The sequence below is a fragment of the Peribacillus sp. JNUCC 23 genome (assembly GCF_053653995.1).
On sequence record NZ_CM132202.1, the window covers coordinates 2,490,893 to 2,507,178 of the forward strand.

The 16,286-nt window shown below is 36.2% G+C and carries 16 protein-coding genes; 5 read left to right on the forward strand and 11 right to left on the reverse strand.

The window, feature by feature from the left end; translation table 11 throughout:
- Positions 1–115 precede the first annotated feature (115 nt).
- Positions 116–586, reverse strand: a complete 471-nt coding sequence (locus JNUCC23_RS12075; protein ID WP_062179258.1) for a YueI family protein — start codon at positions 584–586, stop codon at positions 116–118.
- 434 nt (positions 587–1,020) lie between these two features.
- Between JNUCC23_RS12075 and JNUCC23_RS12080 the strand changes: the two genes are divergently transcribed.
- Entirely contained in the window at positions 1,021–1,764 is a 744-nt protein-coding gene (locus JNUCC23_RS12080; protein WP_403071140.1) for a L,D-transpeptidase family protein, read from the forward strand.
- Between the two features lie 906 nt (positions 1,765–2,670).
- Here JNUCC23_RS12080 and JNUCC23_RS12085 read toward each other — a convergent pair.
- From JNUCC23_RS12085 to JNUCC23_RS12120, 8 genes are all read right to left on the reverse strand, one after another.
- On the reverse strand, positions 2,671–3,150 hold the full coding sequence (locus JNUCC23_RS12085; RefSeq protein ID WP_062179252.1) for a metal-dependent hydrolase: 480 nt from the start codon (positions 3,148–3,150) through the stop codon (positions 2,671–2,673).
- A gap of 168 nt (positions 3,151–3,318) precedes the next feature.
- On the reverse strand, positions 3,319–3,441 hold the full coding sequence (locus JNUCC23_RS12090) for a hypothetical protein (protein ID WP_403071137.1): 123 nt from the start codon (positions 3,439–3,441) through the stop codon (positions 3,319–3,321).
- A 172-nt stretch (positions 3,442–3,613) separates the two neighbouring features.
- Complete coding sequence (locus tag JNUCC23_RS12095; RefSeq protein WP_454211658.1) at positions 3,614–4,090, reverse strand: VanZ family protein; 477 nt, start codon at positions 4,088–4,090, stop codon at positions 3,614–3,616.
- A 678-nt stretch (positions 4,091–4,768) separates the two neighbouring features.
- Positions 4,769–4,924, reverse strand: coding sequence for a hypothetical protein (locus JNUCC23_RS12100; protein ID WP_403071131.1), 156 nt, complete (start codon positions 4,922–4,924; stop codon positions 4,769–4,771).
- A gap of 354 nt (positions 4,925–5,278) precedes the next feature.
- The gene (locus JNUCC23_RS12105) at positions 5,279–5,929 is read right to left on the reverse strand and encodes an amino acid ABC transporter permease (RefSeq protein WP_403071128.1); all 651 of its coding nucleotides are present in this window, start codon (positions 5,927–5,929) and stop codon (positions 5,279–5,281) included.
- A 13-nt stretch (positions 5,930–5,942) separates the two neighbouring features.
- Positions 5,943–6,551 (reverse strand): amino acid ABC transporter permease, encoded by a 609-nt coding sequence (locus tag JNUCC23_RS12110; protein WP_082675109.1) that lies wholly within the window; start codon positions 6,549–6,551, stop codon positions 5,943–5,945.
- A gap of 422 nt (positions 6,552–6,973) precedes the next feature.
- Positions 6,974–7,786, reverse strand: a complete 813-nt coding sequence (locus JNUCC23_RS12115) for a transporter substrate-binding domain-containing protein (RefSeq protein ID WP_403071125.1) — start codon at positions 7,784–7,786, stop codon at positions 6,974–6,976.
- A gap of 21 nt (positions 7,787–7,807) precedes the next feature.
- Positions 7,808–8,536 carry an amino acid ABC transporter ATP-binding protein gene (locus JNUCC23_RS12120; RefSeq protein ID WP_454211661.1) on the reverse strand — a complete coding sequence of 243 codons (729 nt, stop codon included), beginning with the start codon at positions 8,534–8,536 and terminating at the stop codon, positions 7,808–7,810.
- Between the two features lie 376 nt (positions 8,537–8,912).
- Between JNUCC23_RS12120 and JNUCC23_RS12125 the strand changes: the two genes are divergently transcribed.
- Positions 8,913–10,160, forward strand: a complete 1,248-nt coding sequence (locus JNUCC23_RS12125; RefSeq protein WP_454211663.1) for a histidine kinase dimerization/phospho-acceptor domain-containing protein — start codon at positions 8,913–8,915, stop codon at positions 10,158–10,160.
- Between the two features lie 49 nt (positions 10,161–10,209).
- Here the strand turns inward: JNUCC23_RS12125 and JNUCC23_RS12130 are convergent, their stop codons facing one another.
- Entirely contained in the window at positions 10,210–10,620 is a 411-nt protein-coding gene (locus JNUCC23_RS12130) for a hypothetical protein (protein WP_403071113.1), read from the reverse strand.
- A gap of 328 nt (positions 10,621–10,948) precedes the next feature.
- Positions 10,949–11,851, reverse strand: a complete 903-nt coding sequence (locus JNUCC23_RS12135; protein WP_403071110.1) for an AEC family transporter — start codon at positions 11,849–11,851, stop codon at positions 10,949–10,951.
- A gap of 545 nt (positions 11,852–12,396) precedes the next feature.
- Here JNUCC23_RS12135 and JNUCC23_RS12140 point away from each other — a divergent pair.
- The 3 genes from JNUCC23_RS12140 to JNUCC23_RS12150 all read left to right on the forward strand — a co-directional run bounded on the left by JNUCC23_RS12140 (position 12,397) and on the right by JNUCC23_RS12150 (position 16,251).
- Entirely contained in the window at positions 12,397–13,443 is a 1,047-nt protein-coding gene (locus JNUCC23_RS12140; RefSeq protein WP_403071107.1) for a lactonase family protein, read from the forward strand.
- Positions 13,444–13,959: 516 nt separating this feature from the next.
- Positions 13,960–14,484: a DUF2179 domain-containing protein gene (locus JNUCC23_RS12145; protein WP_062179221.1), complete on the forward strand. Its 525-nt coding sequence runs from the start codon at positions 13,960–13,962 to the stop codon at positions 14,482–14,484.
- Positions 14,485–15,009: 525 nt separating this feature from the next.
- Complete coding sequence (locus JNUCC23_RS12150; RefSeq protein WP_454211666.1) at positions 15,010–16,251, forward strand: multidrug effflux MFS transporter; 1,242 nt, start codon at positions 15,010–15,012, stop codon at positions 16,249–16,251.
- The last annotated feature ends 35 nt before the right edge of the window (positions 16,252–16,286 follow it).

Genomic DNA, 16,286 nt, shown 5'->3' on the forward strand with positions numbered 1-16,286 from the left:
CTTTAATCACCTAATTTTCCGAATCTTTTAATAAACCTCCCGGATTTTCTGGTATACAAATAAGTGGATGTCCCAAAAGGTTCAGACCTTTTTGGGACATCCGTGTTCATATGAATTACTTATTCCCTTTCACCTCTTGGCGTTTTTCTCGTAACCAACTCGTCAATTTAGCTAAAGACCCTTTTTCTTTTACTTTGGTGATTTTTAAATTTGAAGCTTTTTTTTCTAGAAAAATCTCTTCTTTATCAACCGCATACTCAAACGCCAATACAAGTCCAATGTCAGTATTATAATCTTTATTGATCACCATTTTATAAGGTATTTTGTTAACTTGAGCTGCTTCAATATATTTTTTTAGAGAAGAGTATTCCATATTTCCGTTCGCAAATAGCAGTGCCTGCGGATGCTTTTTCATCAAATTCATAAATTCTTGATAAACCTCTTTGTCCCTCACTTGCGGCTGTGTCAATACAGCAATAATTCGTTCTCGAATTGTACCGAGGTACCTTTTTCTTTCTTCGGGTTTTAATTCCTTCTGTCCGTGTATTCCTTGTTGAATGATTTCATCTACGTTTTTGCCAGACAAATAGGCTCCCTCCTTGTTTTGATCATCTTAAATAGTGTATTTAGTAACACTTTATTTGTGCTGAAATTCTGATACAGATTTGATGAATTAAAGAAGTACCAATATTATTTTCAATCTACATTGATAAAAAACTCTACTTGGCACGAAGGGTGCCCATTGTACCTCATGATCGATTCTAGATCGCAATATTAATCTTCGCAAGCTTCCTCACTTTTAGCAACCAAATAGAATCTGGTTTAGTTGCTCTAATTTAGCTATCTCTGATTTACCAATTCAGACTTTCGAAAAGATATACTTCATTCAATCATTCATTTTCCATTATCTAATTACTACAAAATAGTCTTCTCACTTCTATCCTTTTTATCATCCAATCACAAACCCAACCATATAATGTTCTGATTGTATTAAAAATAATATGAAAAGGATGGAAAAGGATGAAAAAATGTTTAACCGTATTCATCATAACATGCTGTTTGTTTTTTGGAGTTGAAACTGCATCAGCTGCGAAATCACAACTGATTATTATTAATAAGAACACGAATCAGCTTGCCTATTATGAAAATAGTCAGCTAAAAAAGTCATTTATTGTCGCCACTGGTAGCAAGACATCAGATACACCTGAAGGAACGTTCAAAATTGTAAATAAGATAGTAAATCGTCCCTATTATAAGGGGAATATCCCTGGAGGATCTCCAAAAAATCCTTTAGGTAATCGTTGGCTCGGCTTAAACGCTAGACAAACACAAGGAACGACCTATGCTATTCATGGCAATAATAATCCAGCTTCTATTGGTAATTACGTGAGCGCTGGCTGCATTCGCATGTATAATAATGAAGTAAAGTGGCTGTTTGAAACAGTATCAATAAATACTCCTGTCGTTATAACAAGTTCTTCAAAAAACTTTGAATCCATTGCGGCCAGTAGTGGATTTAAGGTAAAAGGGAATCCAACCGCCACTCCCGTAACAACGGCAATTACTTTAAAACGCGGAAGTAAGGGTGCAGAGGTTTCTAAATTACAGAAACAGCTCACATCATTAGGCTTTTCGACAAATGGGAGCGATGGTGTATTTGGCCCAGCGACGGAAAAGGCCGTTAAAGAATTTCAAAAAGCGAGAAAGCTAAAAGCAGATGGAATAGTAGGTGCGATGACGAAAAAAGCGTTAGGTATGATTTAATAAGTAACATGTATGTATTAAAAGGATGACCTCTGACCCCAAATGCTTTAAGTTCGTGTTCAAAAAGGAAGATAAAAAGAGCCGAGAAGTTCGAGGAACGGAGAGACAGAGCTTTGTGCAATTCGACAGCTACTTTTACCAGACTTTTTGAACAACCTCTTTAATTAGTGTTTAATCACATGCAACTTATAATGGATTAGGGGTTGGATGGTTTGAATTTTTTCTTTTGAGGCAGCCTTGTTTTCAATTCAATCCTAATTGTTCCATTTTTGGTTTTATTTTTGTTGAATGTGGTATAATTCAATCATATGTTTCTTTTAAATAAAGAACAAGGGGGTTAGTGTAATGGATGAACTTTTATTATGGATCATCAAAATTGTATTTATAGTAGGAACGATTGGGATGTTCTTTCTTTTAGGCGTAATTCGTAATGAAGAGTAAGTTTATTTTACATACACACCTCGACTACCAACTACTCTGCCTTTTTTAGTAGCCGGTCGACTTGTAGACGCTTTCACGTATTCCATTACATTAAGGTGCATCTCGTGTTAGCATATGAACGACACGTCCTTATGCCCTTCTTCAATTTATTGAAGAAGGGCATATTGGTGTACGTCATCATATTGCGATGCATTTGATCGTTACTTTTTAAGTATTTTATGCCTTATGTTATCTAGGACACTGGATGTAAAATTGCTTAGTGATTGCAGAACAATATCTATGGTAGTGACGATTGATCCCGCATTAACGGACAGTCCCCCCACCCCCACCCCCAAGGTTTGAGGAATCGAAGAAGCGTAGGAGAGAACCCCCACTGATTGAAGTTTCACTTTATTTGCACTGACTATATAACGATGTATCTGGCTAAAGATGAAACATCTTTTAGCCAAAAACTTCAGCAATTTTTTATAAATAATGCATTAAGATGTCCTTTCCATAATATAGGACAACGAGAGTCAATCCTGTTAATACGATAGATTCTAAGGCCCCTCCCGTTTTCATCGTTAATGGTAATCGGAATGTTATATCCAAAGGATACAATAATTTGATTCCATTTTTTGTTGCTGCATCCAGTAGTAAATGACTTGCCATTCCAATCAAGATACCAATCCGAATTGATTCAAAAGGGATAAATAAAAGGAGTAGGCCATTAACAATGATTAAAAATAATATACTGTGAGTTAGGGTACGATGACCGAATACTCCATTAATGAATTTCGATAGCCACGGTAGTTTTCTGCCAATTTTACTTCCCCCATGACAAATATCTGGAATCATTCCACCAAGTGCTCCGGCTGCAATCATTATTGCAGGATCATAGTTCGATGTTTGGGCAAAAGCAGCAGTAGCCGCAATACCGCCCATAATATGTGTTTTTCCTGTCAAACTCTTTCCACCTTCTCTTTTTCAACATTTGCATAGAACCCCATTATACTCCATTTTTGGATGATGTCATAGAGTACTATTGAAAGAGCATGATTATAGGTTAAACACCAAAAAGACTCAGCTAACAACTGAGCCTTTTATTAAGGAACTATGAGAGAAATAGGTTCATTACCAATCTTCTGTAATCTCAAGTAATACATCAATATCAATTTTATTCATAGGGAAAGAAACTACTCCTTCTGCGTACTCTTCGGTTGTTGCTAACAAATAATCAATATCGATCGTAACCACAGTGGATGCCTCCCTTTTTTCTACATTTACATAAAGATATTAATCTGTACCCTCTATTTTACCCAGTTAAACTTTTTAACTAAATTTTCAAATGAGAAAATAGCCTTAGTTGTAAAAAACACGCCGCTGTCATATATTACTTAAGTCAAACTCTACATATAGTCATCTTAAATCAGGAGCAAATTACCTTATCTACTTTGCTCATCATGATCATAAAAATTCTCGCTACAAGGTACCCACATAATCCGCCCATTGTGTTCAGAATGATATCATCCACATCAAAACTGCCAATCCGAAAACTTAGTTGCAAACTTTCAACGAGTAGTGATGCCATAGATGACGAAATTACTGTTTTCGCTATGTAAAAGCGTTTAATTAGTAAAGGAACAAAAAAACCAAAAGGCATAAAAGCTAGAATATTTCCGCAAAAATTTGTGAACCAAGCATGATAATAGCCTGTAGCTAATAAATTAAAATATAAATCAATGGTGTTGAACGGGACAAGGTTATAATCCAAGATGATGACAGTTTGTCGATAATATGCAAAGAATAATAGGTAGCTGAGAAATAACAGATAGGAGATGAAAATTAGACTCCCTACTACAAAAAGAACTCTTTTTAACAAAAGGTTTTGAAGTTGCACAATCATGTATACCTCCATTGCCAGGTTCAGTATCATTCTGTTCTTTGGATAAACTATAGCATATCGACGATGATGTTGTGGAGAAAATAAAAATGATTCGTGCCAGTCCATGTGAATACGCTCAAGAAAACATAAATCAATGAGTTGGAGGCATTTAGCTCTTAAATGTACGCTAGAAATACAGATTACAGTTTTTGTATCGTTTTTCCTTAAAGGCCTTTTTATTATGGATATATCTATTGTTATCGTGAGTTTGATTTCTTATATTCTGACGAGGTTTTTATTGAAATATACAAATGTCGATTGTTTTACAGTAGTAATAAGGAGCTCTTACGTTCCTTTCATGACCTTTATTTGTACAAAATGATACTACATCTGATTTCGACTGCTTGATTTATAATTGAAGTAAAAGTTAAAACGTAAGAATGTGATTGATCGAATCAAGAGTAAGGTACTACCAGAATATCTTTAGTAGTCAGCATCTGTGCATGGCTGACTACAATCTAGATAATACTAGCCGGAATTGAAAAATGTGCCAAAACGAGTTTTTTAATTAAACAAATATCATTTTTGTTTATGAAGCAACAAGTTATTCCTATTAATATATTCTACCGATATTATTATTGAAATAAATGTAATTAAATATACGATCCGCTATTTTCCACATAAAACAAACCGCCATTATTAAATATGGCGGTTTGTTTTACAAAAATACATAAATAATTGTTCAATATACTCTGAGGAACCATCCCTTACATAATCATTCACAGAATCCACTGATTTTGGACATTCTGTTTCAAAAAGAACGGTCTCTTCTTTTTGTTTTTCTAATGAATCCATGGTTTTCCACCTCAATCTATCTTATTCAAGATAGAGCTTGGCTTGTGACAATGAATGATTAATAAACTAATTTACTGGAATTTTTGAACAACCTCCTAAACATCTATTTCTTAAAAGTTAACATAATATTATTATGTAATTCGTTACGTACCATTTAATACTTTGGATAAACATTGAAATAGACTGTCCCATAACGTAAGGATCAGAACACCACATCCAATATAATATCGTTTATATTATGTATAAATGTCATAATAAACGATGTATAGAGTGTGTCGTCAGACCCTTTTAGGACAACCCCTTTTATCCCGTGCTTTAACGAGCAGTAAAACCCCTACTGATTGAAGTTTCACTTTATGTTCGTTTTACTTCTAATCGGCGTGACAGTATGGATAATGTATAGTTCACGATGAAATACATGAGAGCAACTACCAATAAGGTTGGCTCTAGGTATCCGCTTTTTTGTCCGTAGACAATTTGGGCTTGATGTGTCAGTTCCGGAACGGAAATTACGACCGCAAGTGACGTATCCTTTAGTAAGGAAATAAACTGGCTAACTGTCGGCGGTACCATTCTTCGTAAAGCTTGTGGTACTATTATATGCCATAATGCTTGAAAGTAACTTAAGCCTGATGAACGTGCCGCTTCCATTTGACCTTTATCGATTGAATTTAATCCACTTCGAATAATTTCAGATAACATGGCTGCTTCAAAAATAGTTAAGGCAATAATAGCTGCTGGAACTTCCTTGAATTTAATCCCGATTTCTGGTAGCGCAAAGAATGTAAAGAAAATAATTAATAATAAGGGTAAATTTCTAATAACCTCGACAATCACTGCAAGTACTTGTGATAGGACAGGTATTTGGGCAAAACGAAGCGTTCCAACAACTCCACCAAGTATGAAGCTTAAAATAATAGCAATAAAAGCCATTTTAAGCGTCAGCCAAAAACCATTCACTAGAAATGTTAGATTATCAGCTGAATATGCACCAATAAAATCCATCGGTATCCCTCCTTCAATTACTCTTAGCCAGGCGTTTCTCTAAATACCCTACGCCAAGACTTAAAGGAATGGTTAATATTAAATAAAACATAGCAACTAAGATATACGTATCCATCACTTTAAAGGTTCTTGCTGAAATAAGATCAGCTTGATACATCAAATCACCGCCGGCTATGACAGCTACTAAAGAAGAGTTCTTTACCAGATTAATAAATTGATTGCCGAGTGGAGGTATTACCACTTTAATTGCTTGAGGTAAAATAATAATTCTCATTGCCTGACTATATGTAAGTCCTGAGGAACGTGCCGCTTCCATTTGACCCTTGGGAATCGAAAGTATACCAGCGCGAATTGCCTCTGCAATGAAAGCTGTTGTATAAATGGTTAAAGCAATTGTCCCAGCCGTAAGCCCTTTGAAATTAAATACTAAATAAACGAATAGCATAATGATTAACAGTGGAATGTTGCGGAAGAATTCAACATATGTAGTGCCAAGCCAATTCAATGGCTTGTATGGAGCAATTCTTAATACAGCAATAAATGCTCCAAGCAATAAACTTGCGATAAGTGCAGTGATACTTGCAATTATAGTAACCTTGAATCCTTCAAGAAACATGTCCATATTATCCGTTAATATCGAGAAATTCACTTTAACAACAACTCCTCTAACTAATCAGGATGAGCAAGTACGCCCATCCCAAAAAATTATAACCAAAATCCATTAATCTTTCTTTATCCCCCATTAACGGAAAGTCAAGACCCTACTACAAGGCTTAGAGGAATCAAAGTAGCGGTAGGAGGGATAAACTTGCCGTAAAAGCCCGATTGGTGAGATAACGAAACTTACCTTTGTGGTCTTCAAAGGTATAGTAGAGGCCCACAGGATGTGGGTCACACAGACGAAGACATGAGGGCGCGGCGTACTAGTCTGTGATTCATTAAATCTTAGTTCGTAGTGTCGCTTTCCCTATGCTGCGTGAAGGTATTAGCGACACTTGAACGGGACTCAAACAGTGGGAGATGAGGCCCCCAATTATTGAAGTTTCACTTTATCCATTTATTATGGATTTCATCGTATTTACCGGAATCTTTAAGAGCTTTCAATGCTTCGTTTAATTTCTTAACAAAATCTTCATTACCTTTTTTCACGGCAATTCCGTATGGCTCTTCTGTAAATGTTCCTCCGACTAATTCAAAGCTTGGATCTTCATCAGCCATACCGTAAAGGATAGAATCATCCGTAGTCAGGGCATCACCCTTGCCTTGCTTAAGAGCTGCAAATGCTTCTGAGTAATTTTCAAATTCTAACACTTCTGCATCAGGTGCTTTTTCACGAATATTTATTGTTGAGGTTGAACCTTTAACAGCAAGCACTGTTTTACCTGCAAGACTTTCAATACCTGTTACATCACTGCCTTTTTTCACTAGTAGTGATTGTCCTGCATCGAAATAGACATCAGTAAAGTCTACTTCTTTTTTACGTTCTTCTGAAATGGTCATCGTTGCGATAATCGCATCGATATCCCCATTTTTCAAAAGTTGAATTCTAGTCTTTGAGGTAACCTCTTTAAACTCCACTTTAGATTCATCGCCAAGGATTTCACCAGCGAGCGCTTTTGCGATATCAATATCAAAGCCTTCCACCTCTCCTGTGCTTGGATTTTTAAGACCGAAAAGCCGAGTATCGTTTTTAACACCGAACACAATTTTGTCGTTTTTTTCAACCTTTGCCAATACTCCAGCTTTCTCACTATTATCTGATCCTGAGCTTGAATCACTGTTTCCACAACCTGCTAGCATCATCGCTGCCATTAGTGGCAGAGCTGCCATTTTGAAAAACTTCTTTGGATTCACCATTTGTGTTCCCCCTCTTATTTTTTAATGATTTAATATACGGCTGAGAAATAGTTGAGCCCTTTCTTCTTTTGGATTCTCGTAAAACTCTGCCGGAGTTGCTTCTTCTAAAATTTGACCTTGGTCCATGAATACGATCCGGTCAGCCACTTCTCGGGCAAACCCCATCTCGTGAGTGACAACGACCATCGTCATTCCTTCATGTGCCAAAGCCTTCATAACATCAAGTACCTCCCCAATCATTTCAGGGTCTAGTGCTGAAGTAGGTTCGTCAAATAGCATAATTTCTGGGCTCATCGCAAGTCCTCTTGCTATGGCAACACGTTGCTGTTGTCCACCAGAAAGTTGTGATGGGTAGGATTGCGCTTTATCAGCAATTCCTACTTTTTCTAAATATTTAAGAGCAATTTCTTTTGCTTGTGATTCAGTTTGTCCTAATACTTTCATAGGTGCCAGGATAATATTTTGAAGAACGGTCTTATGAGGATATAGGTGAAAATGCTGAAAAACCATGCCAATTTCACGGCGGAGCTTATTAATATTTGTTTTCTTATCACTTACCGAAATCCCATTCACGGTTAACATACCTTCAGTTATCGACTCCAGATGGTTGATACATCGCAGCAATGTACTTTTACCAGAACCAGAAGGCCCTATAACAACGACTACCTCTCCTTTATTGATGGTTAGATTAATAGTCTTCAGTACATGAAAATCCCCATAATACTTATTTACTTTGTCAAAAACAATCATTCTGTCTCCCCCCGTAACTAGTAACTATTATGTAAGATTTAGACAGGTAATACTAAATTTATTGATTTTTTAAAATATTCACAAATTTATAACTATACAGAAATTATATTCACAAACTACTAGTTTAGTCAAATCTAATTATAAACTCACCAAAAAATAATATCCCGGTATAGTTGATCTTCCTTAGAATTTCAGCAATAGTTACATCGGAACACTTTTGTAACCGCATACATTATTCAAGATATTTCTAGTGTATTTTCTGGAATCTTCTTTTAATCAGATCGTTTTATTTGTATATTAGTCATTCTATATATTTGATCCATTTACTTTGATATAATCCCATTCATTTAGTTGGGTTTATAGGAGGAGCGCCGTTTTGAGATCATTTATTGAAAGTTTATTCCTTCATTTTTTTTCCATGATGTTTATCCCTTTAATTAACAATATGTTCTTTAGACAAAAAACTTCATTTAGAGGGCGTAATATCTTGTTTGTAACGATTGTTTTTTCTCTTTTGTTAACCTTTTTATTTCCGATTCAAATAGCGGATGGTTTGGAATTCGATATGAAATTCATTTCCATGTATATCGCTTACTTTTACCTGGGACCCTTATTTGGCATTCTGACAATTGCTGCTTTAATCATGGTCAAAGCCATAATGGACCCTGCTCAATTAGGTATGCTAATCATTAATTATTCCCTAATGGCCTTTTTATTTTATTGGAGTGCTAAATATTACAAGCGTTTTTCTTACAATCAAAAGCTGTTGCAAGCAATAAGCTTTTATTCCATGATCACAATTACCCGCTTTATCTTTATGACTTACACAAATAACCAAGAATATTATCTCTATTTATTAATTTTCACTGCTGTTTCTTCACTTGCACTCTGCTGCATTATCTATCTATTAGAAACTAGTAGACTACAAGAGCCGATGTTGGATCAATTAAAAAATGCAGAGAAGTTAAATGCAATCAGCCAATTAGCTGCATCAGTAGCCCATGAAATACGGAACCCAATGACAACAATCAACGTTTTTTTGCAGATGTTGAAGGATGAAGAAAACTTGACTAAAGATCAACAAATGTATATTTCTATTTCACTTACCGAGCTCGATAGAACGCACCATATTATCAATGATTTTCTCTCACTTTCCAGACCTGGCAATATACATACCGAAATATTCTCTGTTAGCACTTCTTTAATCGAAATCGCCGATTTTACGAGGCCGTATTCTGCATATTCAAACGTAGAAATTATTGTACATATAGATGAAAATTTAACGATGATTGGAAATCAGAACGAGTTTAAGCAACTGATCTTAAATTCCTTAAAAAATGGAATTGAATCAATGGATCAAAAAGGTGGAAAACTTCATTTGATCTCCTTTTTAAAAGATAATATGATCATAATCAAGATTAAAGATGAGGGGTGTGGATTGACACATGAACAGCTGAAACAACTCGGACAGCCATACTATTCAACCAAAACAAAAGGTACGGAACTTGGTCTAATGATTTCCTTTGATATAATCAAAAGAATGCATGGGAAACATGAAGTTTCTAGTAAATCAGATGAAGGTACTTGCTTTATCCTTCAATTTCCCTATGTGATGAAACCCTGAATTTTTCCCCAATAAAAAAACCGACAATTGTCGGTTTTTTTACATCTATTTAATCAGTCCGTGCATCTTCAAACGGGGCATAAAACAATCCCTTAGGAGCCAACATGTCTGTTTCAGACCTCCGTTCCTCACCATTCACAATATATAATCCAGCTGGATAGAAATCGAAAAACCCGCTTTCTTGATGAAGTTCAAGAAAATATTCGAATAAATCATCCATAAGTTGCTGATGCAGCTTACGGTCGATAACATCGCCACACTCATCTGTTTCAAAGTTCTTATTAATGGCCTCTTGAAGACCTTCATGATGTGAAGCTGCAATATATAAATCAACATCACCACATTCCATACACAGCAGCAATCCTTCTTCCCGTACTTCTTCATACTCAGCTTTAACTATTTCTTTTAATATTCCTTCGATTTCTTCACGATTTATAAGTTCTATAGCCGTTTGCAACATATGATTTCCCCCATTATCATCTTTTTTCAGCAGCTAGGATCATATAGTACTTTCTATATTAAGTCGTGGTGTTAAAAAAAGCTTGTCTCACGATTCAATTTGGAGATTTTTCGATATCCTTCGCTATTAATCGGATTATTCCGAGAAAATAATTGCTATTTTCAAAAAAAATGTAAAAACCTGCGCTTTCCCGAGAAATAATTTCATTTCTTAATGATTGGTTGAATGAATTAAGTTTATGCGTTACTTATTTTACTATTCCTCTTTTTTCAATTGATATCTGGGCTAACCCTACTGGATATCAGCTAATGAGAGGTTCCATTTTAGGTTAAATCACAATATAGAATACGACTGGCAGCGTTACTAAACTTAACACCGTACTTATAAATGTCGCACTTGATACAAATTCAGGGTCTGTATTATACTGCAATGCGTACATCGTTGTATTCGCCGCAGTCGGCATCGCAGCCATAATAATCATAATTTGTTTAACAAGATCATCTACTGGTAAGAACAATGAGATACAAAACGCGATAATTGGGGATATGGCCAGTTTAAGAATTAGTGATAATGACAATTTATTGATAGCTACATTTTTTATAGAAATATTAGCAAGTTGCATCCCAAGCGTTATCATTATAGTTGGGATCGCTGCATCCGCAACAAGACTGACTGCTGCTAGCATCGGATCAGTTAAAGAGATTCCCATATATTTAACTAAAATGCCGGCGATTGCCCCATAGACGATTGGCATTCTGCTTACGGCACGGAGCGCTGATTTGATCCCATTTCCTTCAGGACTTCCTTTAGCAGCATAATACACCCCCACTGTGCACATAACCATTTGCTGAATCACCATCAGAACAATCGCGTACTTAAGACCCGCTGCGCCAAACAATAGAAAAACAACTGGCGTTCCATAATTCCCATTATTCATGAACGAAGATGCTAAAATCATCGCGCATGTTTCTCTAATATCATATTTTCGAAAGAATGCCACAACGTATACAAGAAGAATTAGAGCTAAGCAAAGGCTAAATGTATAGAGAATCATATATAGATAGTCTTTATCAAATTCTGTTGTATAGAATGTCCGAAAGACTAGAAACGGACTCATTAAATAAAGTGCCATTGTCGAAATGACTTTTGTATCAAAGTGAAACTTCTTTTGACCAATAAACCCTAAAATAAATATCGCAAAAATCGGTAGTAAAACTCCTAAAAACCCCATTTGACTCACCTTCATCAATGTTATGTACTGATAAGAGTACCACTTTTCTAGCAAAATCAAAATACTTATCCTCTTAAAAAACATCCACAAGCATCTGATCTCAACTAAAACGATGAAAAATGTTCAGGTTCGCAAATTGCATCACCTTATGAAGTTGGCTTTGCTGTGCTGATTTTGCGAAGCCCCGCCCCTTTTCCACAGAAATGACATTATACTTTTAAAGATTTATAATTTGGTATAATAAGGATAATTCGCATCGGAGGTGAATGGGATTATATGGATTATTTTTATTTTATTATTCCGCTAATTACTATGGCTGTATTTTTAAATGTAACGACCCTATTAAAAAGACTTGTTAAAAATGAAGACATTCGTAATGAAAGAATTGTTGGATCTATGCTTGTTGTTCTTTTAGTTTTAACCTTGATGATCTGGATCACTTCATTCTCTTAAATGTGATATATCGTTTGATTGAGCATAGAATTGTCTGAATAAAGAGAGTTTATGGTAAGATGTATTTGAAGAAATAAATGGAGGCTGAAAAAATGACAGTTTTTAGAGGGTATATTGGTACATATACAAAAGGCGACAGTAAAGGAATCTATACATTTACACTTGATACTGAGAAAAAAGAATTAAGTACTCCAACTCTAGCTGCAGAGCTAGAAAATCCAACCTATATAACGGTCACAGCAGATAGTCAAACATTGTATGCAGTCGGTAAAGAAGGTGAGTTTGGCGGATTATCTTCTTACAAAATATCAGAAGAAAATGGTAAACTTACTCTATTGAATTCTGAAGTTTCTTCTGGTTCATCACCTTGTCATGTTAGTGTGAACCATACAAATGAAAAGGTCCTAACTGGGTATTATCATCGCGGTACGGCCGAATTATATAATACGAATGGAGGAAAAGTGGCTCCAGTTTCAGCTTTCGTTCAACATACAGGGTCTGGGCCTAATGTAGAGCGTCAAGAGAAGTCACATGTTCATTTTTCAGGTTTTACTCCTGATGAGAAATATGCTGTCGTGGTCGATCTTGGAATTGATAAAATCGTAACGTATAGCATTGAAAATAACTCACTTGAAATCAAAAATAGCTTATCTGTCAAGCCAGGAAGTGGACCAAGACATATTGCCTTTCATCCTAATGGCAAATTTGCTTATGTAATGACAGAGCTCAGCAATGAAGTTATCGTCATGTCCTATAACAGTGAAGATGCGAAGTTTACTGAAGTTCAATATATTTCTGCTATTCCAGCAGACTTCACAGAAAATAGTCAAGGAAGTGCCATTCATCTATCGTCTGATGGCCGGTTTGTATACGTCGGGAATCGTGGACATAACAGCATTGCCCTGTTCAGCGTAAATAACGAAACAGGAGAATTAGCCTTCATTGAGCATACTTTTACTGAGGGCAATTGGCCACGTGATTTCGTATTAGATCCAACTGAAAAATTCTTGGTTGCTTCTAACGAACAGTCAGGCAACCTTGTTCTCTATTCTCGTAATGTAGAAACTGGAAAACTAACATTAGAACAATCCAATGTTGCTGTTCCATATCCAGTATGTGTGAAATTTTTAACAAATTAATCAATTTGGAAGAAGCAGAGATTTTTTTATGATCTCTGCTTTTATTTATCCACAATCGTTTCAAACTCACCTACTTGGATTATTTAGATTCTTGCGTTTGCTATATTAAACGGATCATTTGAATCAAGGTAATTTATCCCATTGTGATTCTCGCTTTTTTGTACTATATTATGGATTGTATTTATCTCGCTTTTACGATGCCTACTACTGAATGCACCTATGAATCTTGAAATTCTAAGAGGCGGCATCTGCCCTTATTAACCTGATTGGTGAGATACAATGAAGCGTACCGATGCGAAAGTAATAGTATAGTTTAATCCCGCAAGATGTGGGTCACACAGACGAAGAACTGAAGGAAGCTGTGCAACTTAGTCTGTGTTCATTGAATCGGGCTCTTAGTGTCGCTTTAACAAAGCGTGAAGATTTAGCGACGAACGGTACTAACCATCAGTGAGGTAAGTAAGTCCCCTTACTAATGGACGTTTCACTTTAACGATACATCCCGAGGTGGTCATGATGAAAGAAATTCTACTCATTATATTATTGCAATTAGCTTATGTTCCGCTGCTTACTCTAAGAACGATCTTCTTAGTCAAAGGTGTCACATCTCTCGCGTCTGCCATTGGGATTTTGGAAATGTTAATTTATGTGTTTGGACTTTCCCTCGTTTTCGGTGGCGATCAAAATTTAATCGCGATGGTTGTTTATGCAGTCGGTTTTGGACTAGGTATTATTTTAGGTACAAAAATCGAACGAAAATTAGCAATCGGGTATATTAATGTTGTCGCAAATACTCAGCAAAAAAACTCAGAACTTATTGAAACACTTCGTACGCTCGGTTTTGGTGTGACTCTTTATACCGGAGAAGGACGCGACGGCAATCGTTATCGCATGGATATTTTAACGAAACGAAATCGAGAAAATGAACTGTATGCGACAATAGAAAAATTCGAACCCAAGGCATTCATAATTTCTTATGAACCTACTAGATTCAAAGGCGGCTTTATGCTGGCTAGAATGAAAATGAATAAGAGATTTTAATCAAAAAGATGTAGAGTAGTAATCAACCCCATTTGATTGCTGCTCTTTTTATTTAGACCGCATTAGCTAGTGGTTAAATCCTCACACGGTATCTAGGAGACACGCACCGTAAAGTCAAAAGAGCACAGGCTTGTCTCCACTAGTCAGTCATTCTTGACACCCCTCCTACTTTCTATGACTTTTTTATGATTTTGTATAAAAATTCTTGTAAAAGTACGTCTGTATTCAGCTAGATTCAACTATAAGTGAAACTTCAATCAGTGGGGGTTTTACTGCCCGTTAAAGCGGGATAAACCAATTGATACTTCTAAACATCTTGTTGGATTTTCGAATATCTCTTATCATAAATAGCTATATGAATAACAGGTACTAAATCCATTTTGTGTAGAGTAGTAGCGATGGAATTTTTAAAAATACGACTTTAAAATAATATTTTTCCACTCAACTAATGTAAATCATTCCTTTTTGTGATAAATTTAAGAATATTCAGTAGAAATTAATGTAATTGAGGTAGGGGAAAATGGAATGAATCAGGTACATGTAAGTTTAGATACACCAAAAATCCCAAGTAAATCAAAACGTTTATGGCTTGCTTTAATACTGGGTACATTGTCCGCGTTTGGACCTTTGTCTCTTGATATGTACTTGCCGGCTTTACCAGTACTCGCGGATGATTTGAATACAACCACATCATACGCACAGCTCAGCTTGACTGCATGTATGGTCGGCCTTGCCATTGGGCAAATCTTCGCTGGGCCACTAAGTGATGTTAGGGGGCGCCGCAAACCGTTACTTGCCGGACTATTGCTCTACATTTTATCATCATTGCTATGTATCATCGCCCCCTCTATCGGAATATTTGTTATTTTGCGGTTCATTCAAGGTGTAGCAGGAGCTGTTGGTATAGTCATTTCGAGAGCGATTGTGAGAGATCTATACTCTGGGACTGAGCTCACTAAGTTTTTTGCACTGTTAATGCTCGTGAATGGAGCCGCACCGATTTTAGCTCCGATTGCTGGTGGTCAGTTGCTAGAGTTTACCTCTTGGAGAGGAATATTTTTTGTCCTTAGTTTAATTGGCATGATTACATTGTTTTTTGTTATTTCAGGTTTAGGTGAAACGCTCCCTTCAGAACGTCGCTCCAAAGGTGGATTGAAGCAAACCTTCCTAACTTTTAGAAAGATTATGGGGGATCGTTTATTTATGGGCTACGCACTTTCCCAAGGATTAATTGGGGCAGGACTGTTCGCATATATCGCTGGTTCCCCATTTGTTCTACAAAATATTTATCAGCTTTCACCGCAATTGTTCAGTTTATGCTTTGCAGTTAATGGGTTCGGAATTATTATCGTTACTCAACTAACTGGAAAATTGGCTACACGCTTTGGGGAAACAAGACTTCTAATTATTGGTCTTGGACTTAGTGCAGGAGCAGGGATCAGCTTGTTTATTATGATTTTATTAAACGCAGGATTATTCGGCATTCTTATACCTTTATTCATTCTGGTATCCTGTGTCGGTATGATCAATACATCTACCTTCTCACTTGCCATGAAAGATCAGGCAAATTCTGCTGGAAGTGCCTCCGCTTTAATTGGACTGATGACGTTTCTATTTGGGGGAATTGTTGCACCTTTTGTTGGGATAGGTGGAGAAAATACCGCTTTACCTATGGGAATAATCATTGCTATTGCCGACGTGGGAGCGTTAGTGATTTATTTTGTACTGGTAGGGAGATTTAAACAAACCAAGCAAGGAATTAATTAATATTCCATGTAAAAGCTGATCAACGATTGATCAGC

Coding starts and splice junctions, on each gene's coding strand:
- JNUCC23_RS12080 (WP_403071140.1), top strand. CDS start 1,021: ATGAAAAAATGTTTAACCGTATTCATCATAACATGCTGTTTGTTTTTT.
- JNUCC23_RS12095 (WP_454211658.1), bottom strand. CDS start 4,090: ATGATTGTGCAACTTCAAAACCTTTTGTTAAAAAGAGTTCTTTTTGTA.
- JNUCC23_RS12100 (WP_403071131.1), bottom strand. CDS start 4,924: ATGGATTCATTAGAAAAACAAAAAGAAGAGACCGTTCTTTTTGAAACA.
- JNUCC23_RS12105 (WP_403071128.1), bottom strand. CDS start 5,929: ATGGATTTTATTGGTGCATATTCAGCTGATAATCTAACATTTCTAGTG.
- JNUCC23_RS12110 (WP_082675109.1), bottom strand. CDS start 6,551: ATGGACATGTTTCTTGAAGGATTCAAGGTTACTATAATTGCAAGTATC.
- JNUCC23_RS12115 (WP_403071125.1), bottom strand. CDS start 7,786: ATGGTGAATCCAAAGAAGTTTTTCAAAATGGCAGCTCTGCCACTAATG.
- JNUCC23_RS12120 (WP_454211661.1), bottom strand. CDS start 8,536: ATGATTGTTTTTGACAAAGTAAATAAGTATTATGGGGATTTTCATGTA.
- JNUCC23_RS12130 (WP_403071113.1), bottom strand. CDS start 10,620: ATGTTGCAAACGGCTATAGAACTTATAAATCGTGAAGAAATCGAAGGA.
- JNUCC23_RS12135 (WP_403071110.1), bottom strand. CDS start 11,851: ATGGGGTTTTTAGGAGTTTTACTACCGATTTTTGCGATATTTATTTTA.
- JNUCC23_RS12140 (WP_403071107.1), top strand. CDS start 12,397: ATGACAGTTTTTAGAGGGTATATTGGTACATATACAAAAGGCGACAGT.
- JNUCC23_RS12145 (WP_062179221.1), top strand. CDS start 13,960: ATGAAAGAAATTCTACTCATTATATTATTGCAATTAGCTTATGTTCCG.
- JNUCC23_RS12150 (WP_454211666.1), top strand. CDS start 15,010: ATGAATCAGGTACATGTAAGTTTAGATACACCAAAAATCCCAAGTAAA.